The sequence below is a fragment of the Bradyrhizobium sp. USDA 326 genome (assembly GCF_049739485.1).
Lineage (GTDB): Bacteria > Pseudomonadota > Alphaproteobacteria > Rhizobiales > Xanthobacteraceae > Bradyrhizobium.
Genome location: NZ_JBMGQA010000001.1, coordinates 5,131,645 through 5,153,370, shown reverse-complemented (window position 1 = coordinate 5,153,370; position 21,726 = coordinate 5,131,645). Strand labels below are relative to the sequence as shown.

Sequence of the window (21,726 nt, the reverse complement as noted above, 5' to 3'; positions counted from 1 at the left end):
ATCGATACTCCCCGTCCTCTGGACCCGGCAAAACCAAAACCTGGGATGACCATAGGGACTGCCATTGACCGTAATGTGAATGTCAGATGCGCTCCTTAACTCCTCGTGCGCCGCAACAGGCCAGCAGGGGACCAGCGCGCATGGCGCAAATCGAACTTTCCGCGATCCGCAAATCCTTTGACGGCGCCGACGTCCTGAAGGGCATCGATTTCCGAATTGAGGACGGCGAGTTCATCTCGCTGGTCGGTCCCTCCGGCTGCGGCAAATCGACCCTGCTCCGCATCATTGCCGGGCTCGAACCGCAGAATTCCGGCCAGGTCCATATTGACGGCCGCCCCGTGGACGCCATCCGCCCGAGCGCGCGCAACCTCGCAATGGTGTTCCAATCCTACGCGCTCTATCCGCATCTGAGTACCTTCGACAACATTGCCGTGCCGTTGCGGATGCGGCGCCTCTCGGCGATCGAACGGCTGCCGCTGCTCGGCCCCCTGCTGCCGGGCCGACGCGCCAAGGAACGGCACATTCGCGCCGACGTCGAGGGGATTGCCGAGCAACTCGACATCGCTCCATTGCTGCGGCGCAAGCCCGGGCAATTGTCTGGTGGACAGCGGCAACGCGTCGCGGTCGGACGCGCCATGGTGCGCGAGCCGCTGGCTTTCCTGTTCGATGAACCGCTCTCCAATCTCGACGCAAAGCTGCGCGTCCATATGCGCGCAGAGCTCGCCGAGCTGCATCGCCGTCTCAAGGCGACGTTCGTCTACGTCACGCACGACCAGGCCGAGGCGATGACGATGTCGAGCCGGATCGCCGTCATGATGGGCGGGGAATTGATCCAGGCCGGAACGCCTGCAGAGATCTACAATCACCCTAACGACATTCGTGTTGCCGAATTCATCGGCAGCCCCAAGATCAACGTCCTTCCCGGCCGGATCCGGAACGACGGCGGCGTCGACGTGCTGGGGACCGCCCTGAAGCTTGCGTGCAGTGCGGCGGCCGGCGAATGCCGCGTCGGCGTCCGTCCGGAGCGGATCGACCTCGGCACGGGGCCGTTCTCCGGAACCGTCGTCCATCTGGAAAATCTCGGCGCCGAGGCATTCGTGCACCTTGCGATCGAAGGCGCCGGACTGCGCTTGATCGCGCGGCTTGCGGACGTCAGGCATTTGCCAGCGATGGCCAGCTCCGTCGCCTTCGGTTTCGCCCCCGACGCGGTGCGGATTTTCGATCCGGCCGGCAAGCGGATCGAGCTCCGAGTGGAGCAGCCCGAGCGCATCCGTGAGCCCGCCCATGTCTGACGGTTCCATGACGATTGGCGCGGCCGCCGTTCCCGCAGGCGCGGCACGGCGCACACTGCCGGCCCACGGCAGCCGACGCACATACTCCGCTTACGCCCTGGTGACGCCGGCCGCGGCGCTGATGCTGATCATGCTGCTTGGCCCGCTCGCCGGCGTGATCGCCCTCTCCTTCACCGACTATCAGCTCGGCGCGCCGCATTTCTCCTGGATCGGGCTGGCCAACTACCAGGACCTGTTCGCCGACAAGGTGTTCTGGACCGCGCTGCGCAACACGCTGGCTTACGTCCTGATCGTGGTGCCCGGTGCCGTGATCGCAGGTCTTGCGATCGCGCTGCTGATCCAGAGCGGCACCAGCCTGCGCAGCCTTTACCGGACGATCTATTTCCTGCCTGTCATGGCGACCCTGATCGCGATGGCCGTCGTGTGGGAGTTCATGCTGCACCCGCAATTCGGCCTGGTGAACGGGATGTTGCGCGGCGCGGGCCTGCCAGCCTTTGCCTGGCTGCAGGACCGCAGCACGGCGCTCTATGCGCTGTGCGCGATCGGCATCTGGCAGGCGGTCGGCTTCAACATGGTGCTGTTCCTCGCCGGCCTCGTCTCGATTCCCAAGCAGCTCTACGAGGCGGCCGAAATCGACGGCGCCTCGAGCGGCTGGGCTCGCTTCCGCCTCGTGACCTGGCCGATGCTGGGGCCGGTCACGACCTTTGTGGTCGTGATCTCCGGCATCCGCTCCTTCCAGGTGTTCGACACCGTGCACGTATTGACCAAGGGCGGCCCGTCGAAATCGACCGAGGTGCTGATCCACACCATGTACACGGAAGGCTTCGAATTCTTCCGCTCGGGCTATGCCGCGGCCATCACCGTCGTCTTCCTGGTGTTCGTTCTCCTGCTCACGCTGGTCAAATCGAGGCTCGCCGATCGCGGGGTGCACTACACATGAGCAACGCACATTCCATCCCGTTCCGGGCGATCCTCCGCCACGTGCTCCTGATCGCGGGCGCCGCGCTCATGCTGGCGCCCTTCATCTGGATGATCTCGACCGCGTCGAAGCCGCAGACCGAGATCTTTTCCAGCGAGCTGCACCTGATCCCGCACCAGCTCGCGCTGGCGGAGAACCTGCGCGAGGCCTTCGCCAAGGCCAATCTGCTGCGGTTCCTGCTCAATGGCGTCATCGTCACGATCTCGATCTTCGTGCTGCAGATCATGGTGGCGCTGCCGGCGGCCTACGCGCTCGCAAAGCTTCGCTTCCTCGGCCGCGAGACGCTGTTTGCGCTCGTGCTGTTCGGGATCCTGATCCCCCCGCAGGCGACCGCGGTCCCCGTCTTCCTGATGCTGCACAAGGCCGGGCTGCTCGACAGCTATGCCGCGCTCGTCCTGCCCTTCACGATCTCGGTCTTCGGCATCTTCCTGATGCGCCAGTTCTTCAAGACGGTGCCCGACGATCTCGTCGATGCCGCGCGCATGGACGGCATCTCCGAATTCGGCATCGTCTGGCGGGTGATGCTGCCGGCCGCGATCCCGGCCGTCACCGCCTTCGGCATCTTCTCCGTGGTCGCACACTGGAACGACTACTTCTGGCCGCTGATCGTGCTCAACAGCGAGCAGCTGCGTACGCCGCCGCTTGCGGTCGCGCATTTCCGCAACAGCGAGGCCGGCACCAGCTACGGCCCGCTGATGGCCGCGGCAATGGTGATCATCGCGCCGCTCGTCGTCGCTTTCCTCTTCGCCCAGCGCCGCTTCATCGAGGGCATCACCCTCACCGGGATCAAGTAACCACGTCACCTCAAACAGGAGTGTATCATGCTGAAGTCCATCATCGTCGCGGCGGCCTTGTCGCTTGCGGCAGGATCTGCGCTCGCCCAGACCCAGACCGAGATCGTGATGCAGTATCCCTATCCGGAGCTGTTCACCGAGACCCACAAGCGCATCGCCGCGGAGTTCGCCAAGGTGCACCCGGAGATCAAGGTCACGATGCGGGCACCTTACGAATCCTACGAGGACGCCACCCAGAAGGTGCTGCGCGAAGCCGTGACCAACCAGATGCCTGATGTCTCCTTCCAGGGCCTGAACCGCATCCGCGTCCTGGTCGACAAGAACATCCCGGCCGAGCTCGGCGGCTACATCGCGGCCGAAAAGGATTTCGACAAGCAGGGCTTCCACCAGGCGATGTACGACATCGGCACCGCCGGCGGCAAGGTCTATGCCCTTCCCTTCGCGATCTCCCTGCCCATCGTCTACGTCAATCTCGACCTGGTGAAGCAGGCCGGCGGCGACGTGAACAATTTGCCGAAGAGCTGGGACGAACTGATCACGCTCGCCAGGAAGGTCAAGGCGCTCGGCAACGACACCAACGGCGTCACCTATGCCTGGGACATCACCGGCAACTGGCTGTGGCAGGCGCCGGTGTTCGCGCGCGGCGGCACCATGCTCAACGCCGACGAGACCAAGGTCGCGTTCGACGGGACGGAAGGCAAGTTCGCCATCAACACGATTGCGCGGCTCGTCAACGAGGGCGGCATGCCCAATCTCGACCAGCCGTCGATGCGTGCGGCGTTCGCGGCCGGCAAGACCGGCTTCCACATCACCTCGACCTCTGATCTCAACAAGGTCACGCAGATGACAGGCGGCAAGTTCGCGCTGAAGACGATACCCTTCCCGGACGTCGTCGCTCCGAGCGGCAGGCTGCCGGCCGGCGGCAATGTCGTGCTGATCCTCGCCAAGGACAAGGCCAAGCGCGACGCCGCCTGGGAAGCGGTGAAGTTCTGGACCGGCCCCAAGGGTGCCGCGATCATGGCGGAGACCACCGGTTACATGCCGCCGAACAAGGTCGCCAACGACGTCTACCTGAAGGACTTCTACGTCAAGAACTCCAATAACTACACCGCGGTCAGCCAACTCGCGCTGCTCACCAAATGGTACGGCTTCCCCGGCGACAACGGCCTGAAGATCACGGACGTGATCAAGGATCATCTCAACTCGATCATCTCGGGCGCCCGCGCCAAGGAGCCCGAAGCCGTTCTCGCCGACATGAGCGCGGACGTGCAGAAGCTGCTGCCGAAGACCACCGGCGCGGCGCGCTGACCATCCTCACATCCCTCGGTACGGGACGCCCTCGCGTCCCGTACCGCCTCGATGACCGGAGATAGCGATGAAACTGCTGCACCTGAGCGACATTCACCTGACGGCGCCCGGCTCGACCATCGGCGGCCGCGATCCGCGCGCCAATTTCGAGCGGGCGCTGGCGCATGCGCTGGACGATCATCACGACGCCGAATTGATGGTGATCACCGGCGATCTCTCGGACTGGGGCGACCTCGCCGATTATCAATGGCTGAAGCAGCGCCTCGACGAATATCCGCTGCCAGTGCGGTTGTGCATCGGCAACCACGACCGACGCTCCGCCTTCCTGAGCGTCTTCCCCGACCTCGCCGACGACAACAGCTTCGTCCAGGGCATCCACGATACCGCCGCCGGCCGCTGCCTGTTTCTCGACACCGCCCATCCGGAGACGCACGCCGGCCGCTATTGCGACGATCGTCTCGGCTGGCTCGAGGCGCGGCTTTCCGAGCACGAGGGACCGTTCCTGCTCTTCATGCACCACAATCCCATGCCGGTGCATCTCGTCCCGTTCGACCAGATCGGCCTGCTCGACGCGGCTCCATTCCGCCGCCTCGTCAGTCGCTATCGGGACAAGATCCGCCACGTCTTCTTCGGGCATTGTCATTTGCCGCTTGCAGGCTCGATTGCAGGCGTTCCCGTCTCGTCGCTGCGCGGCACCAACCATGCGAGCTTTCCGCTGTTCTCCGAGACCAAGCTGCTGAGCGCCTGCGACCTGCCGCAATCCTACGGCGTCGCATTCCTCGGGGAGGACTATGTGACCGTGCACATGGTGGAGTACGGCTACGATGGTCCCATCCGCACCCAAGGTTCGCCCGACTACAAGGCGTGGGATCGGGAGACCATGGTTCGGTGAGCGGCGAGCGCACGACCAATACCAGGGCGTGCACTCGGCGCGTAGCCGGTACTCTTCCGCGGCTCCGAGCAAGATCGTTGCCCGCTCGTTAGCAGGCGAAAGCTACCCGACGGTGGGCGACTTGTTCCAGAAACGGCGGTCGCATTAGCGTGTGCAAATGAGCAGAGCTGTTCACTGGCCTTCAACATCAAAGCCGGGCGAGCATTGGTTCGGGGTTGGGGTCGCGGCTGGTCGGCGGGCCACCCCTCGAGGCCAACATAGATTAAGGAACCTGCCGAAACTTCCCAAGCGGTCGACCAGATCACTCGCGCTGTCCTTCAGTGAGGATTAGGCTTCCTTCACCGGGGCTGGCTGAATAGTTCACCAAGTTTTTTTTGACCCGGCTTCTTTTGAGCGGCCGCAGCATTTTTGCGAATGCTGCGGCCTATCTCGTTCAGGGAGCAGTCTCGCGTTGACGCGATTAGCGTTGCAGCAGCGAAAGGATACGAAGCCGCTCTTGCTGTCGCAGCCGCTGGCTCTCGCGCATGGCTTCCAGCTCGACTTCCCTCTCAGTGAAATCTAGCTTCTCTCTTTTCATCTCCGCGACCGTCGCTTCAAGTTCGGCCAAGCGACGCTCACCTACAACCACATCGTTTTCGATTCGTCGCAACTCGTCTTGAAGGTGGTTGTAGTCCATCGCTGTGCTCTCAATGGAATAAAGAGTGCAACGCCTCAGGCTGGCTGCTTGTTTCGTAGGAACATTAAAAGGCGGTCACAGGGCCTTTTTTTTGCAGAAACCCTTGCCTCTTTATCCCGTTTCGTAAGTGCCGCTGAAGACGCGGCATGGCTCATTCAAACTCCTAACTCGGAGGTTTAAAATGGGAATGCAGGATCGTGAAACGAGCAGCCTAATCGGCAGTGATAAGGTTGAGGGCACAGCTGTCTACGGCGCCGATCGGCGAGAGATCGGCAGTATTGATCGCGTTATGATCGACAAAAGAAGCGGCCAAGTGAAGTACGCAGTTTTAAGTTTCGGCGGCTTCTTAGGGATAGGAGACGACTACTATCCCCTGCCTTGGCAATCGCTGAGGTATGACGAGAGCCTCGGCGGTTACCTGACGAACATCACAGAAGACCGGCTAAAGGCGGCACCAAAGTACACTGACGAAGGCAGTTGGAGCTGGTCGGACCAGAGCGAGAGCCGAGTCAACAAGTACTACGAGAGCACTTTTATCTAACGTCAGGGAGGACCGCCGAAAGGCGGTTCTTCCTCTTTCGGCACCTTGATCGGCTCTCTCGCCACGCGCGTGCTTGGTATGCCTCCCGCCCAGCAGGATGACGGCAGCATTCGTTGTCTTGCAGCATCAGCGTGAGATGGCTGAGGGGCGGCAACCAAATCAGCGCGAGGTTTGGTCCGGTCGCTCCTTGCTATAGGCAATCGAGCATTGTTCCTGTTTTCCCGAGACCTCCGCCTTGCTGGTAAGCCGACGCTTTTGAGTACCCGCCCTACTCCACCTGCAGCACGTCGACGGCGACGCCGAGCTTCTGCTTCGGCGAGCCGACGATAATGCCGTCGACCGGCGAGACGTCAGAAAAGTCGCGTCCCATTGCAAGCACGATGTGATCGTTACCGATGAGAAGATCATTGGTTGGGTCGAAATCGACCCAGCCGAGCTCCGGCCCGCACCACAGCGAGACCCAGGCATGGGTGGCGTCGGCGCCTTGCAGGCGCGACTGGCCCGGCGGCGGAATGGTGCGCAGATATCCGCTGACATAGGCCGCGGGCAGGCCGAGCCCGCGCAGCCCTGCGATCATCACATGGGCGAAGTCCTGGCAGACGCCGTGCCGCTTGTCGAAGACTTCGTCGAGCGGCGTCGAGATCACGGTCGCCTTGGGATCGTAGCGGAATTCGCTGCGAATGCGTCGCATCAGGTCGACGGCGCCGGTGAGGATACCCGTCCCCGGCGCAAAGCTGTCTCCCGCGTAGGCGCTGACGGGGCGCAGCACCGGCACCAGGGGGCTGGCAAAGACATAACCGACCGGCGAGGACGGCCCGAGGCTGGTTGCTTCGAACGCGATCTCGCGGATGCTCTCCCAGGACGGACTCGACGCGTCGCGTGCCGGCGGCCGGCGCGACACCGAGACGCGCGAGCGCGAGTCGATGCGTAGATTGCGGTGCGCGGCTTCGATCACGACGCTCTCGGTGAGCGTGCCGAAGAAGTCGCGCCGCACATTGCGCTCGGCCGGCCGCGGATGAATCTCGAGATGGTGCGAGATCAGCTCCTGGCCGCCGCCGCTTCTCGGCTCCAGCCGCAGGGTGCAGCGGGCGAAGCTGACGGGATTTTCGTATTCGTAGGTGGTGACGTGACGGATGTCGTAGATCACGCCAGCCCCGTCAGCTTTTCCGGCCGGCTGGCATTGGGACCGTGCGGGAAGTAGTGCTGCCCGATCGCGTCGGCTAGGCTGAGCAGATCCTGCTCCAGCGCGAACAGGGTCTTGACCTCGAGCTTCTCGGCCTCCGCGGTCGCGAGCATCGCCTGCAAGGCCACCGCGAGCCGCTGCGGCTTCTCGATCAGGCCGTGCTCCTTCAGGCTCGGCAGCGCGGCAATATGCTCGTTCAGCGTCGCCACCTGGAACGCTACGGAGCGCGGATTAAAGGGATCGAGCACGGCGAGGTCGCGTACCGGGGCCAGGATCGGCGCCAGCAGATAGCGCGAGCGGTAGGTGATCTGGCAATCCACCAGCGTCAGCAGGATGTCGAGTTCCTCGTCGCCGGCCTCGTCATAGGCGAACTGGCGCGTGAAGCGCGTGGTGTTGATGGCGCGTTCAGTGCGGCGTCCGATGTCGAGGAAGCGCCAGCCGGCGGCACGGTTCATGTTCTCCTGCGCGAGCCCTGCGAAGCTCGCCAGCTCCTGCAAGGTCAGCTCCGCGGCGCTCAGCACGCTGTCGTCGTCCTCCACCTCGATGGCGAGGCGCTCGGCCATCTCGGTGATCACCTGCCAGGCGTCGGGCGACAGGCGCTCGCGCAAGGAGGTTGCCGTGCGCTGTGCCGCGCGCACGAGCGACAGTGCCGAGCCGAAACGCTCCGCGCTCTGCAACGCTTCGGCGGTGATGCGCCCGGGAGCCGCCCGCGAAGTCTGCGAGATCGCGCCCCAGGCCACCAGCAGGCGCTGGATGCGTTCGGCCGATTGCAGCGAGGCCGCGGTCCCCTTGTTGGGTCCGCTCGGCGAGCCCAACGCGCGCACCAGCCGCAGCGTCGCCTCGGCGCGTTCGAGGTAGCGGCCGAGCCAGAACAGATTGTCGGCGGCGCGGCTCGGCAGCACGCCGGCGATACGGCGGATGCGCACCTTGTCGGTCGCCGGCAGCAGCGTCGCGGTCGCGACCTGCTTGTCGGAGACCACCCAGACGTCGGCGGCGCGCGCGCCGTCGCCCATCGACACAGCGCGCGCATCGGGCTGCTCGGCGATCCGGCAGAACCCGCCGGGCATGATGGCCCAACCGTCGGGCGTGGCGGCCGCGAACACGCGCAGCACGAAGGGACGCGGCGTGAGCTGCCCGTGCTCCCACACCGGCATGGTCGAGAGCCGCACCACTTCCTGGCCGACATAGTCCATGCCGCGCGCGGTGATGGCTTCGACCAGGCGCTGGCGGTCGGCGGCATCCAGCTCGCTCGCGAGCACCGGACCGTTGCTGTCGATACCGGGCACACCGCGCCGGTAGGCGCCTTCGATCGCGACCTCGTCGAGCCGCGCCAGCATCTCGTCGCGCGCCGCGCGCTGGCCGCACCACCAGGTCGCGATATGCGGCATCTTCAGGTCTTCGCCGAGCAGGCGGCGGCTGAGCGCCGGCAGGAAGCCGAGCAGCGCGCGCGCCTCCAGGACGCCCGAGCCCGGCATGTTGGCGACGACGACGCCGTCCTTGCGCAGCACGTCGATCAGGCCGGGGACCCCGAGCCGCGAGGAGGCATCGAGCTCGAGCGGATCGAGCGAGTTGGAATCGACCCGGCGCAACAGCACATCTAACCGCTTCAGGCCAGCAACGGTGCGGATGTGGACACGGTTGTCGCTGACCGCGAGGTCGTCGCCCTCGACCAGCAGAAAGCCGAGATACCGCGCCAGAGTCGCATGCTCGAAATAGGTCTCGCTGAAGCTGCCGGGGGTGAGCACGCCGATCCTGGGCTCGTCGCGGTCGGCGCGCGCACGAAGCGAGTCGCGGAACGCCTCGAAGAACGGCGCGACGCGCGGCACGTTCATCGACTTGTAGAGGTCGGAGAAGGCACGCGAGAGCACCAGGCGGTTCTCCAGCGCGTAGCCCGCGCCCGATGGCGCCTGAGTGCGGTCGCCGACCACCCACCAGCGGCCGTCGGGGCCGCGGCCGACATCGGCGGCATAGAGCGAGAGATAGCGCCCGCCGGGCGGCGGCACGCCGCAGACGGGACGAAGATATTCGGGGCTGCCGGCGATCGCGGCCGCCGGCAGGGCACCTTCCGCGACGAGCCGGCCCTCGCCATAGATGTCGCGCAGCACGCACTCCAGCAGCTCGGCGCGCTGGGTGATGCCGGCGCAAAGCTGCTGCCAGTCGGCCTCGTCGATCAAGAGCGGCAGATGGCTGATCGACCACGGCCGGTCGGCGGCGTCGCCGGGCGCGCGGTAGGTGACGCCGGCCTCGCGCAGATGGCGGTCGGCCATGCCGAAGCGCCGTTCGATCTCATCGGGCGCCAGCGCGCCGAAAGCGTCGAAGAAGCGGCTCCAGACCGCGCGCGGGGCGCCGTCCGGCCCTAAGAACTCGTCGGGGATACCGGGCAGCCGGCTATAGTCGCGGACCCATTGCGCGAGGCGGCGCTGGCCTTCACGCTGGCCTTGCGTCGTCCCCGCCTTGTCGTCCTGTTCGGCTGCGCCCTCGCCCATGCGCGTCTCCCTGCCCCCGCATCATACTCATTGCAGGAGCGGGGTCCGCAAGTCGAGAGTCAGCGGAAACTCATTTGTGCGTTCCTCAGGCGGCGGTTGCATCGGACCCGGGGTATGGCCGTGGTCCTGGAAGCGCGCCAGCCGCCGCGCCTCGGCCTCGTAGGTGTTGACCGGCTTGGTGTCGTAGCTGCGCCCGCCGGGATGGACGACGTGATAGACGCAGCCGCCGAGCGAGCGGCCGTTCCAGGTGTCAATCAGATCGAAGGTCAGGGGCGCGTGAACGGGGATGGTCGGGTGCAGGCCGGAGGCCGGCTGCCAGGCCTTGAAGCGGATGCCGGCCACGGCTTCGGTCGAGCGGCCCGTGAGGGTCATCGGCAGGCTGCGGCCGTTGCAGGAGACGATGTGACGGCCCTCGACGAAGCCTTCGGCCTTGACCTGGAGCCGCTCGACCGACGAGTCGACATAGCGCACGGTACCGCCGGCCGAACCCTCCTCGCCGAGCACATGCCAGGGCTCCAGCGCCTGACGCAGCTCCAGCGTCACGCCGCCATGATGGACGCGGCCGAAGGCGGGGAAGCGGAATTCGAGCTGGGCCAGATACCATTCCGGGTCGAACGGATAGCCGAACTGCTTCAGCTCGGTGAGCACCTCCAGAAAATCGTCCCAGATGAAGTGCGGCAGCATGAAGCGATCATGCAGCGCGGTGCCCCAGCGCACGAACTTGCCGGCCTGCGGCTCGCGCCAGAATCTCGCGATCAGCGCGCGGATCAGGAGTTGCTGCGCCAGCGACATGCGCGGATCGGGCGGCATTTCGAGCGCACGGAATTCGACGAGGCCGAGCCGCCCGGTCGGCCCCTCCGGCGAATAGAGCTTGTCGATGCAGATCTCGGCGCGGTGGGTATTGCCGGTGATGTCGACGAGCAGATGCCGGAACAGGCGGTCGACCAGCCACAGCGGCGCCTGGGTGCCCGGCGGCGGCACATGGGAGAGCGCGATCTCGAGCTCATAGATGCTGTCGTGGCGGGCTTCGTCGATGCGCGGCGCCTGGCTGGTCGGGCCGATGAAGAGGCCGGAGAAGAAATAGGACAGCGAGGGATGCCGCTGCCAGTACAGCACGAGGCTCTTCAGGAGATCTGGGCGGCGAAGGAACGGGGAGTCCTGTGGGCTCGAACCGCCGACCACGACGTGATTGCCGCCGCCAGTGCCGGTGTGACGGCCGTCGACCAGGAAGCGGTTGGCGCCAAGCCGCACTTTCGCGGCGTCCTCATAGAGGCCAGAGGTGATCTCGACCGCCTCGCGCCAGCTCTTGGCCGGCTGGACGTTGATCTCGATGACACCGGGGTCGGGCGTCACCTTGATGACCTCGATGCGCGGGTCGAACGGCGGCGGATAGCCCTCGACATGGACCTGCAGCTGCATTTCCTCCGCGGTGGCTTCGAGCGCGGCGACCAGTTCGAGATAGTCCTCGATGCGTTCGACCGGCGGCATGAACGCACAGAGCACGCCGTCGCGGACTTCGACCGACAGCGCGGTGCGAACCGGGACGGAAGTGTTGAGTTGCTCGGGCGCGGCCCGCGGCGGGGATTCCGGACGTGCGGCGAGCGTGAACACCGGCAGCTTGTCCCGCGCCTCCATCGGGTCCTGCTCGACGATATAGGGATATTGGTTGGGCGGGACGTGACCGAGTGAACCGATCGGCAGGCGCAAACCGAGAGGCGAATCGCCAGGCATCAGGAACAGGTGATTGCGCCGGAGCTGCCAGCGCTCGCTGCGCCAGCGCGGCGGCGCGTTCCAGCGTTGCACCGGCAGCACGAAGCCGCGCGGTGTGTTGAGACCCTCGTCGAACACGCGCGCCATCCGCGCGCGCGCCTCCGGGTCCGACAGTTTGGAATCGGAGGGATCGACGTTGACGGGAAGCTCGGCCTCCTTCTGCAGCCAGTACGCGGTGTCCTCATAAGCCGGCATGATGTAGCCGGCATCGAGGCCGAGCCGCGCCGCCGTGCCTTCCATGAAGGCCTCGGCGTCCCTCACCTCGGCACGGCGCGGATTTTCGATTCTGGCGATGAGGTCGGCGTTCTTCCAGATCGGCACGCCGTCCTTGCGCCAGTACAGGCCGAAGGCCCAGCGTGGCAGGCTCTCGCCCGGATACCATTTGCCCTGGCCGTAATGCAAAAGGCCGCCCGGCGCGAAGCGCGTGCGCAAGCGGCGGATCAGATCGTCGCCGAGCGCGCGCTTGGTCGGGCCGACGGCGTCGGTGTTCCATTCTCCCGCTTCGAGATCGTCGACCGAGACGAAGGTGGGCTCGCCGCCCATGGTGAGCCGAACATCCTGCGCGGCGAGATCGCCGTCGACCTGCTCGCCGAGGTCGTTGAGGCGCGCCCAGGATTCGTCGGAGAACGGCTTTGTGATGCGCGGCGCCTCGCGGATGCGCCGCACGCTCATATCGAAAGCGAATTCGACCTCGGCAAAGCCGGCACCGCCCGAGATCGGCGCCGCCGAGCGATAGTGCGGCGTGGCGGCGACGGGAATGTGCCCTTCGCCGGCGAGCATCCCGGAGGTCGCGTCGAACCCGATCCAGCCCGCACCCGGCAGATAGACTTCGGCCCAGGCGTGCAGATCGGTAAAGTCGTTCTCGACTTCGGGCGGTCCCTCGATCGGATCGATGTCGGGACGAATCTGGATGAGATAGCCGGAGACGAAGCGGGCGGCGAGACCGAGATGGCGCAAGGTCTGGATCAGCAGCCAGGCGGAGTCGCGGCAGGATCCTGCGCCGGAGGCGAGCGTCTCCTCCGGCGTCTGCACGCCCGGCTCCATCCGGATGATGTAGCGGACCTTCTTCTGGAGCTCGCGATTGAGCTCGACCAGGAAGTTGACGGTGTTCGGGGCCTCGTGCGGGATCGTGTCGAGGAATTTGGCGAACAGGCGATCGGGCTTGATGGTCTCGAGATAAGGCGCAAGCTCGGTCTTCAGATCCTTCGGGTATTCGAACGGAAAGCTGTCCGCGTAGGGCTCGACGAAGAAGTCGAACGGATTGACCACGGTCATCTGCGCCGTGAAGTCGACCTCGAATTTCAGCTCGGTGGTCTTCTCCGGAAAGACGTAACGCGCCAGCCAGTTGCCTTGCGGGTCCTGCTGCCAGTTCACGAAATGATTGGAGGGCGTGACCTTGAGCGAATAGCTCAGGACCGGCGTGCGCGTATGCGGCGCCGGCCGCAGGCGGATGGTCTGCGGGCCAAGGTCGATCGGGCGGTCGTATTTGTAGTGCGTGACGTGGTGTAATGCGACGTAGATCGACACGGGGTGCGGTGCTCCAGCAGCTTTTTTGAGCAGAACACCTGAGGGGGGAGCGATCAAGCACTAACAACGGGCAGAGGGTGCCTAGCTAAGGTGCGGGCGCCTGAGTGCAGACGCCTTTCTTCCTTCTCCCCTTGCGGAAGAAGGTGGCGAAGCGCCGGATGAGGGGTATGTCTCCGCTTGCAGAGCTGTTCGTGAGGTGAGAGACCCCTCACCCGTCTCGCCACTTCGCGGCGAGCCATCCTCTCCCGCAAGGGGAGAGGGAAAGAAAGAGCGCGCTACGCCGCGGACGTCAGTCGCTGCAAGAACTGCGTCACCTCGCGGCGGAGCGTCTCGACCTCGCCATGGACGCGTTCGGAGGCGCTGTTGACGCGGCCGGCGACGCGGCCCGTATCGGCGGCGGCTTCGCTGATGCCGGTGACGTTGGAGGAGACCTGCGAGGTGCCGGTCGAGGCTTCGTGAACGTTGCGGGCGATCTCGCGCGTCGCGGCCCCCTGCTGCTCGATCGAGGCGGCAATCGAGGCCGTGATGCCGTTGATCTCGGCGATGGTCTGCGCGATCGCCTCGACGGCCGCAACCGAATTGGTCGTCGATTGCTGCATCTCGCCGACCTTGGCGCTGATCTCCTCCGTCGCCTTGGCGGTCTGGTTGGCGAGGCTCTTGACCTCGGAGGCCACCACCGCGAAGCCGCGGCCGGCCTCCCCCGCACGGGCCGCCTCGATCGTGGCGTTGAGCGCCAGGAGGTTGGTCTGCTCGGCGATCTCGCTGATCAGCTTGACGACGTCGCCGATCTGCATCGCGGCGCCCGCCAGCGTGCGGATCTCGCTGCCGGCACGATTGGCCTCGTTGACCGCCCGCCCGGTGCTCGCGGTCGAGCCGGCGACCTGGCGGTTGATCTCGGCGATCGACGAGGCGAGCTGCTCCGCGGCGCCGGCGACGGTGGCGACGTTGCGCGAAGCCTGGTCGGACGCAGTGAGCACACCGGAGGTCTGCCGGCTGGTCCTCTCCGCCGCCGCCGCCATCTGGCCGGCATCGGATTCGAGATCGGTCGCGGCCCCCATGAGGCCGCCTGCAACCGCGTCGAGATGCGTGCCGAACTCCCGCGCGAGGCCGGCGATCTCCACAACGCGGCGGCCGAGGCAGTCGGTGCCGGCATTGATGACGACCGCCGAGCGGCGGAACGAGCCGGGCAGACCCCGCGCGAGGATCTTGCGGAAATACTTGCCGCGGCTGGCATAGTCCATCGACGCCGAGGCCTCGCGGACGAAGGCGTCGGTGATGTCGAGCATGTCGTTGACGGATTTCTGGATCGCTCCGATCCGCCCGGCCTGCCGCTCACTCATGATGCGCGCTTCGAGATCGCCATGCGCCGCCTTGCTGCACACATCAGCCACCTCATCGACAGCCATCGCCGTGCGATGCTGGCACGAGATGGCGTAGCCGAGCAACGCGACCGTCGCGCCGAGCAGGACCGCACTGCTGGTTCCGGTCACGCCGAGAAGCGAGAGAACGAACGCAACGACGGCAACAACACACGCGAGCGCGGTCGCTCCCTGCGCCTTAGAGAGAGAGCACAAATTCATCGTAACCGACACCCTGTTGCTTGAGCAGCCCGACCATCGCCTCGAAGCTCGCATGCATGCCTTCCTTGGCGTTGGCATGCCGCGCCTCTTCCGCGCACAGCGTCTTGTAGATCGGCTTGATGCGCTCGATCTGCGCAGGGTCGGGCTTGCGGCGGTTGGAGTGATAGCCGACAATATTGCCACGCTCGTCGAATGTCGGCGTGACGTGGGCGAACACCCAGTAATGGCTGCCGTCCTTCGCCAGATTGACGACGTAGGCGAAGATCTCCTGCTTTGACTGGAGCGTGTCCCACAGCAGCTTGAACACGGCGCGCGGCATGTCGGGATGGCGGATCAGGCTGTGGGGAGCGCCCATCAGCTCCTTCCACGAGTACTTCGCCATCCGGATGAAGACATCATTGGCGTAGGTGATGCGGCCCTTGAGATCGGTCTTCGATACGATCAGCTCCTCCTCACCGAGGAGATTTTCCACCCCAGTGGGACGTATCGCCTGCATCGGTTCGATCCTCAAATAAAGGCCGGCCCCACAACGATGTGGAACCCATCACCCCCCTATCTACGGCAACAGTGTTAACCAGGTGTAAGTCGGGGAACTTTTGCGAGCCGACGCCGCCTCCGTATCACTACGTAGCGAACCATTGTTGCATATCGTCGAATCGCATGCAGGCGCCGCAAATGGTCGCGAGCGACAATTGCCGGCTGCTTTTGATTGCGCTCGCGCGACGGCGCTCGCCCAATGCGACTACATTGTCGCGCCGAGCACCCAGGGTGCGAACTCGGCGCCGCCGAAATCGAAGCTCTCGCTCTTGGTCGGCTGTCCCGAAGCGGTCTTGAGGATGAGATCGAAGATGCGCTGGCCGCACTGCGCGACGCTCTCCTCGCCTTCGAGGATGGTGCCGCAATTGACGTCCATGTCCTCTTCCATGCGCTTGTACATGGGCGTGTTGGTGGCGAGCTTGATCGAGGGCGCCGGCTTGCAGCCGAACACGCTGCCGCGACCCGTGGTGAAGCAGACCAGGTTGGCGCCGCCGGCGACCTGTCCGGTCGCAGCCACCGGATCGTAGCCGGGCGTGTCCATGAAGACGAAACCCTTCTTGGTAACGGGCTCAGCGTAGCGCAGCACTTCCACGAGGTTGGTGGTCCCGGCCTTGGCCATCGCGCCGAGCGACTTTTCCAGGATCGTGGTGAGACCGCCGGCCTTGTTGCCGGGGCTGGGATTGGCGTTCATCTCGGCGCCCTCGCGCGTCGTGTATTCGTCCCACCAGCGCATGAGATCGACCAGCTTCTCGCCCACCTCGCGGCTGACGGCGCGGCGCGTCAGCAGGTGCTCGGCGCCGTAGGTCTCCGGGGTCTCCGACAGGATCACGGTGCCGCCATGGCGCACGACGAGATCGCTCGCGGCGCCCAGCGCCGGATTGGCGGATACGCCGGAATAGCCGTCCGAGCCGCCGCATTGCAGCGCCACGGTGAGCTCGCTTGCCGGCACCGTTTCGCGCTTGACCTTGTTGGCGTCAGCGAGCGCCTCGCGCACGAAGGCAATGCCGGCTTCCACCGTCTTGCGGGTGCCGCCAACCTCCTGGATGTCCATCGCGCGGAGGCGGCCGGCGAGCTTCTGCTCTTCCATCAGGCCGCCGATTTGGTTCACCTCGCATCCGAGGCCGAGCACGATCACGTGCGAGAAATTGACGTGCCGCGCATAGCCGCCGAGCGTGCGGCGGAGCAGCGCCAGCGGCTCGTTCTGCGTCATGCCGCAGCCGGTCTTGTGGGTCAGCGCGACCACGCCGTCGACGTTGGGGAAATCGGCCAGCGGGTTGTCGTCGGTGAAGGGATTCTTCTTGAAGACGTCCGCGACGAGGCTCGCGACATGCGCGCTGCAATTCACCGAGGTGAGGATGCCGATATAGTTGCGCGTGGCGATGCGGCCGTCCGGGCGGCGGATGCCCTCGAAGGTCGCCGGCAGGTCGAAGTTCGGTGTCGGCTTGACGTCGGCGCAATAGGCGTAGTCCTTGGCGAAGTCACCCATGCCGCAGTTGTGCGTATGCACGTGCTGGCCCGGCGCGATGGCTTGGGTGGCAAAGCCGATGATCTGGCCGTAGCGCTTGATCGGCTCGCCGTCGGCGATCGGCTTGATCGCGACCTTGTGGCCGGAGGGAATGCGATCGACCGTGGTCACGCCGTCAGCCACGCTTGTTCCGGGCGGCAGGCTCGCGCGCGCGATGACCACGCCATCGTCGGGATGCAGGCGGATGACGGGGCTGATGGTCATGGGAGTCTCCTTTGGAGGCGAATAGCGAATGGCGAGTGGCGAGTGGAAAGGGGAGCAGCGCAATTCGCTACTCCCCATTCGCCATTCGCCAGAGATCAGGCCTTGCCGCCTGAATCCTTGCGGGTCGCGTTGACCTGCATCTTGGCGTAGGTCGTCATCAGGCCGACCTCGTTGGACAGCGTCACCAGCTTGAAGCCCATGTTGATGGCGCGCGCCGCGCCTTCGGCGCCGCTGCAGTGGATGCCCGGGTTCAGACCGCGCTTGCCGCACTCCTTGATGATCTTCTCGTAGATCGCGAGGATCTCTGGCTCGCTGCGATCGAGCTTGGGCTCGAGGCCGTAGGAGAAGCCGAGATCGGACGGGCCGATATAGACACCATCGATGCCCTCGACGTCGAGGATCGCTTCCATGTTCTCGACCGCGGTCCTGGTCTCCATCATCGGCAGCAGCACGATCTCGTCGTTGGCCGTCTTCTGGTAGGAGCCGGCGGTGCCGTACATGCCGGCGCGGATCGGGCCATTGGAGCGCACGCCCTTCGGCGGATACTTGGAATATGAGACGAGGTTCCGGGCTTCCTGCGGCGTGTTGACCATCGGGCAGATCACGCCATAGGCGCCGCCGTCGAGCACCTTGCCGATGATGCCCGGCTCGTTCCAGGGCACGCGGACCATCGGGGTCACCGGATGCTTGTCCATGGCCTGGAAGCACTGCACCATCGACAGATAGTCCTGTACGCCATGCTGCATGTCGACGGTGACGCTGTCGAAGCCGCATTGCGCGACCATCTCGGCCGAGAAGCCGGAAGGAATCGCAAGCCACGCGTTGACGACGGCCTTACCCGACTTCCAGATCTCTTTGACTTTATTCGCCACGTTGCCTTCCTTCCCTGTTGCTCTCACTCGCCGCGGATCGGGTTGGGGCGCACTTTGAGCGAAAAAGAGCGTGAATGTCCATGGCTCACGCCGCGCACGGACGCATATCTGGGTTCACCCGTCCGCGAGTGTATCGTCGGCGCCCCCGAGCCCCGCAAGACTCCGTTCGAGCTCGCCGAGCATCTCCTGCAATTCGGCAAGCTTGCGTGCGCCAAAGCGTCGCGTGATCTCCGCGTAGATCGCCTCCGACGTCGGCGCGACCGAGGCCATCAGCTTCAGCCCCTCCCTCGAGATCGAGACCATGTTGCGGCGCTGATCCGCTTTCGCGGTCTTGCGCTCGATCAGGTTGCGGGCCTCGAGATCGCGCAGGATGCGCGACAGGCTCGGCCCGAGCAGAAAGGCGGTGCGCGCGAGTTCCGTGACCTCGGCCGCCTCGATGGAGGCGAGCGCGCGCAGGATGCGCCATTGCTGCTCGGTCAAGCCGTGCTCGCGCAGCGAGGGACGAAACTGCCGCATCACCGCTTCGCGCGCCCGCAGCAGAGACATCGGCAGCGAGCGCGAGAAGTCGCGCATCGGCACCTGCCGTGCAGCGGGCGCGCTTCCGTTGGCGGGATCGGCCGGTTTCTTCGTCATGGCGCCCTTTCAAGCCGCAAACCGTTTGCAGTGCAGCAAGCCGAATTTATGTTTGACGCATTCACTTAACATGTTAAGCATTTCCCGGCACCACGATTTGCATGATCACAGATGGCGCTTTCCCACGACGATATCCAAGCTTGCGCGCGGCGTCTGCACCAGGCGGAGAAGACCCGCACGCAGATCCGGCAGCTGTCGCAGGATTTTCCTGATATCACCATCGCGGACGCCTACGCGATTCAGAAGGCCTGGGTTGACGTCAAGGTCGCCGAGGGACGCGTGGTGAAAGGCCACAAGATCGGCCTGACCTCGAAGGCGATGCAGAGCGCGCTTGGCATCGACGAGCCGGATTCCGGCGTGCTGCTCGACGACATGTTCTTCGCCGACGGCGGGATCGTTCCAACCGAGCGCTTCATCGCAACGCGCGTCGAGGCCGAGCTCGCCTTCGTCATGAGCAAGCGCCTTTCGGGTCCCGATTGCACGATGTTCGATGCGCTCAACGCCACCGCCTTCGTCGTGCCGGCGCTGGAGATACTGGACACGCGCATCGAGCGCGTCGATTCCACGACGAAAGCGACGCGAAAAATCTTCGACACCATCGCCGACAATGCGGCGAATGCCGGCATCGTGCTCGGAGGACGGCCGATCCGGCCGCTGGACGCCGATTTGCGCTGGATCGGCGCGCTGTGCTTCAAGAACGGCCAGCTGGAAGAGACGGGCCTTGCCGCCGGCGTGCTCAATCATCCCGCCACCGCGGTGGCCTGGCTCGCCAACAAGATCGCGCCGCTCGGGCTTGCGCTGGAGCCGGGCCAGGTCGTGCTCGCCGGCTCTTTCATCCGCCCCATCGAAACCCGCAAGGGCGACACAATTCAGGCCGATTATGGCGCCTACGGCTCGGTGAGCTGCTACTTCGCTTAGGCCAACGAGAAGACAGGGAGTGAAACCGCGATGCCGCATTTCACGATCGAATATTCCGCCAATCTCGATGGCCGCCTCGACATCAGCGCCGTCTGCGAGATCGTGCGCAAGGCAGCCAGCGAGACCGGCATCTTCCCGCTCGGCGGCATCCGCGTTCGCGCCATCCGCTGCGAGCATTATGCGATCGCTGACGCAAGGCAGGACTACGGCTTTCTCGACATGGTGCTGCGCATCGGCGAGGGCCGCGATCTCGAGACACGTCAGAAGGCCGGCGAGCAAATCTTCCAGGCGCTCTCGAGACATCTCGATCCCGTGTTCGCCGCCAGCCAGTTCGCCCTGTCGTTCGACATGCAGATCAACGACAAGGACGTGAGCTGGAAGCGCAACAACATCCACGACGCCCTGAAAGCGGAGGCCGCCCATGGATAAGCCCACGCCGAAAGCCGATCTGTTCCGGGCCAATTGCGACCGCGTCGCACCGCTCTTGAAGACGCTGCGCGCGGACGGCATCGGCCACATGATCGACGGCAAGGTCGTCGCCTCGATCTCGGGCGAAACGTTCGAGACGAAATCGCCGGTCGATGGCGCCGTGCTCGCAAGCGTCGCCCGCGGCAATGCCGGGGACATCGACGCTGCGGCAACCGCGGCTGCGCTTGCGTTCAAGTCCTGGCGCGACATCGGGCCGGCGATGCGTCGCAAGCTGCTGCATCGCGTGGCCGATGCCATCGAGGACAACGCTGAGGACATCGCGGTGCTCGAATGCATCGACACCGGCCAGGCCTATCGATTCATGGCCAAGGCCGCGATCCGCGCCGCCGAGAATTTCCGCTTCTTCGCCGACAAATGCGCGGAGGCGCGCGACGGCCTCAACACGCCGAGCGAGGAGCACTGGAACATCTCGACGCGTGTGCCGATCGGACCTGTCGGCGTGATCACGCCCTGGAATACCCCGTTCATGCTCTCGACCTGGAAGATCGCCCCTGCCCTCGCTGCGGGCTGCACCGTCGTGCACAAGCCGGCGGAATGGTCGCCGGTGACGGCGTCCATTCTGGCGAAGCTCGTGAAGGAAGCCGGCGTGCCCGATGGCGTGCTCAACACCGTGCACGGCTTTGGCGAAGAGGCCGGCAAGGCGCTCACCGAACATCCCGCCATCAAGGCGATCGGCTTCGTCGGCGAGAGCGCGACGGGCTCGGCCATCATGATGCAGGGCGCGCCGACCCTGAAGCGCGTGCATTTCGAACTCGGCGGCAAGAACCCCGTCATCGTGTTCGACGATGCCGATCTCGACCGCGCGCTCGATGCCGTCGTGTTCATGATCTACTCGCTCAATGGCGAGCGCTGCACCTCCTCGAGCCGCCTGCTGATCCAGCAGAGCATCGCGGAACAATTCGTGGAGAAGCTGACCGCGCGGGTGAAGGCGCTGAAGGTCGGCCATCCCCTCGATCCCTCAACCGAGATCGGACCGCTGATCCACGAGCGGCACCTCGCAAAAGTCCGCTCCTATTTCGATGTCGCGCGCCAGGATGGCGCGACGATCGCGGTGGGCGGCAAGGCCCACGATGGCCCCGGCGGTGGACATTACGTCGAGCCGACGCTGGTGACCGGCGCGCAAGGCAAGATGCGGGTGGCGCAGGAGGAGGTATTCGGCCCGTTCCTCACCGTGCTGTCCTTCAAGGACGAAGCAGACGCGATCGAGATCGCCAACGATATCCGCTATGGCCTCACCGGCTATGTCTGGACCAACGACATGGGCCGGGCTCTGCGCGTTGCGGATGCGCTGGAGGCCGGCATGATCTGGCTGAACTCGGAGAACGTCCGTCATCTGCCGACGCCGTTCGGCGGCATGAAGGCGAGCGGCATCGGCCGCGACGGCGGGGATTACTCGTTCGACTTCTACATGGAAACCAAGCACGTCTCGCTGGCGCGGGGCACGCACAAGATTCAGAAACTTGGGATTTAAGGAAAGCAGTCGTTCCGGGGCGCGAAGCGAACCCGGAACCTCGGGATTC

Annotated in this window: 18 protein-coding genes; 9 read left to right on the top strand and 9 right to left on the bottom strand. The window is 65.1% G+C overall.

Translation table 11 applies throughout. The annotated features are described in order from the left end of the window. The first annotated feature begins 140 nt into the window (after positions 1-140). The 5 genes from ABIG06_RS24255 to ABIG06_RS24235 all read left to right on the top strand — a co-directional run bounded on the left by ABIG06_RS24255 (position 141) and on the right by ABIG06_RS24235 (position 5,265). Positions 141-1,292 carry an ABC transporter ATP-binding protein gene (locus ABIG06_RS24255; RefSeq protein ID WP_370138871.1) on the top strand — a complete coding sequence of 384 codons (1,152 nt, stop codon included), beginning with the start codon at positions 141-143 and terminating at the stop codon, positions 1,290-1,292. Further along, positions 1,285-2,232, top strand: coding sequence for a carbohydrate ABC transporter permease (locus tag ABIG06_RS24250; protein ID WP_370138870.1), 948 nt, complete (start codon positions 1,285-1,287; stop codon positions 2,230-2,232). The genes ABIG06_RS24255 and ABIG06_RS24250 overlap by 8 nt, the downstream gene beginning before the upstream one ends. After that, positions 2,229-3,065, top strand: a complete 837-nt coding sequence (locus ABIG06_RS24245) for a carbohydrate ABC transporter permease (RefSeq protein WP_370138869.1) — start codon at positions 2,229-2,231, stop codon at positions 3,063-3,065. The genes ABIG06_RS24250 and ABIG06_RS24245 overlap by 4 nt, the downstream gene beginning before the upstream one ends. 27 nt (positions 3,066-3,092) lie before the next feature. After that, positions 3,093-4,373 (top strand): ABC transporter substrate-binding protein, encoded by a 1,281-nt coding sequence (locus ABIG06_RS24240; RefSeq protein WP_370138868.1) that lies wholly within the window; start codon positions 3,093-3,095, stop codon positions 4,371-4,373. A gap of 67 nt (positions 4,374-4,440) precedes the next feature. Then, positions 4,441-5,265 (top strand): phosphodiesterase, encoded by an 825-nt coding sequence (locus ABIG06_RS24235; RefSeq protein WP_370138867.1) that lies wholly within the window; start codon positions 4,441-4,443, stop codon positions 5,263-5,265. Between the two features lie 460 nt (positions 5,266-5,725). Here ABIG06_RS24235 and ABIG06_RS24230 read toward each other — a convergent pair whose 3' ends face one another. Further along, positions 5,726-5,941, bottom strand: coding sequence for a hypothetical protein (locus tag ABIG06_RS24230; RefSeq protein ID WP_124160748.1), 216 nt, complete (start codon positions 5,939-5,941; stop codon positions 5,726-5,728). Between the two features lie 181 nt (positions 5,942-6,122). On the opposite strand from ABIG06_RS24230, the gene ABIG06_RS24225 reads away from it, so the two are divergent. Next, a complete protein-coding gene (locus ABIG06_RS24225; protein ID WP_124160747.1) occupies positions 6,123-6,482 on the top strand; it encodes a PRC-barrel domain-containing protein in 360 nt (119 codons plus the stop codon). A 268-nt stretch (positions 6,483-6,750) separates the two neighbouring features. On the opposite strand, the gene ABIG06_RS24220 is transcribed toward ABIG06_RS24225, so the two are convergent. The 8 genes from ABIG06_RS24220 to hpaR all read right to left on the bottom strand — a co-directional run bounded on the left by ABIG06_RS24220 (position 6,751) and on the right by hpaR (position 18,799). Then, positions 6,751-7,629: a transglutaminase family protein gene (locus ABIG06_RS24220; protein WP_370138866.1), complete on the bottom strand. Its 879-nt coding sequence runs from the start codon at positions 7,627-7,629 to the stop codon at positions 6,751-6,753. After that, a complete protein-coding gene (locus tag ABIG06_RS24215) occupies positions 7,626-10,151 on the bottom strand; it encodes a circularly permuted type 2 ATP-grasp protein (RefSeq protein WP_370138865.1) in 2,526 nt (841 codons plus the stop codon). The genes ABIG06_RS24220 and ABIG06_RS24215 overlap by 4 nt, the downstream gene beginning before the upstream one ends. 27 nt (positions 10,152-10,178) lie before the next feature. Beyond that, positions 10,179-13,448, bottom strand: a complete 3,270-nt coding sequence (locus ABIG06_RS24210) for a DUF2126 domain-containing protein (RefSeq protein WP_424578396.1) — start codon at positions 13,446-13,448, stop codon at positions 10,179-10,181. Between the two features lie 275 nt (positions 13,449-13,723). Then, entirely contained in the window at positions 13,724-15,028 is a 1,305-nt protein-coding gene (locus ABIG06_RS24205; protein WP_199751538.1) for a methyl-accepting chemotaxis protein, read from the bottom strand. Beyond that, positions 15,006-15,524 carry a PAS domain-containing protein gene (locus ABIG06_RS24200; RefSeq protein ID WP_370138864.1) on the bottom strand — a complete coding sequence of 173 codons (519 nt, stop codon included), beginning with the start codon at positions 15,522-15,524 and terminating at the stop codon, positions 15,006-15,008. The genes ABIG06_RS24205 and ABIG06_RS24200 overlap by 23 nt, the downstream gene beginning before the upstream one ends. A gap of 246 nt (positions 15,525-15,770) precedes the next feature. After that, positions 15,771-17,294 (bottom strand): UxaA family hydrolase, encoded by a 1,524-nt coding sequence (locus ABIG06_RS24195; protein WP_124160741.1) that lies wholly within the window; start codon positions 17,292-17,294, stop codon positions 15,771-15,773. A gap of 95 nt (positions 17,295-17,389) precedes the next feature. Beyond that, complete coding sequence (locus ABIG06_RS24190) at positions 17,390-18,166, bottom strand: HpcH/HpaI aldolase family protein (RefSeq protein WP_124160740.1); 777 nt, start codon at positions 18,164-18,166, stop codon at positions 17,390-17,392. 114 nt (positions 18,167-18,280) lie between these two features. After that, on the bottom strand, positions 18,281-18,799 hold the full coding sequence (gene hpaR / locus ABIG06_RS24185; protein ID WP_370138863.1) for a homoprotocatechuate degradation operon regulator HpaR: 519 nt from the start codon (positions 18,797-18,799) through the stop codon (positions 18,281-18,283). Between the two features lie 111 nt (positions 18,800-18,910). Between hpaR and hpaH the strand changes: the two genes are divergently transcribed. The 3 genes from hpaH to hpaE are packed head-to-tail and all read left to right on the top strand — an operon-like array spanning position 18,911 to position 21,677. Next, on the top strand, positions 18,911-19,717 hold the full coding sequence (hpaH, locus tag ABIG06_RS24180) for a 2-oxo-hept-4-ene-1,7-dioate hydratase (protein WP_370138862.1): 807 nt from the start codon (positions 18,911-18,913) through the stop codon (positions 19,715-19,717). Between the two features lie 30 nt (positions 19,718-19,747). Next, positions 19,748-20,146 carry a 5-carboxymethyl-2-hydroxymuconate Delta-isomerase gene (locus ABIG06_RS24175; protein ID WP_370138861.1) on the top strand — a complete coding sequence of 133 codons (399 nt, stop codon included), beginning with the start codon at positions 19,748-19,750 and terminating at the stop codon, positions 20,144-20,146. Further along, positions 20,139-21,677, top strand: a complete 1,539-nt coding sequence (hpaE, locus tag ABIG06_RS24170; RefSeq protein ID WP_370138860.1) for a 5-carboxymethyl-2-hydroxymuconate semialdehyde dehydrogenase — start codon at positions 20,139-20,141, stop codon at positions 21,675-21,677. Before ABIG06_RS24175 ends, hpaE begins: the two co-directional genes overlap by 8 nt. The last annotated feature ends 49 nt before the right edge of the window (positions 21,678-21,726 follow it).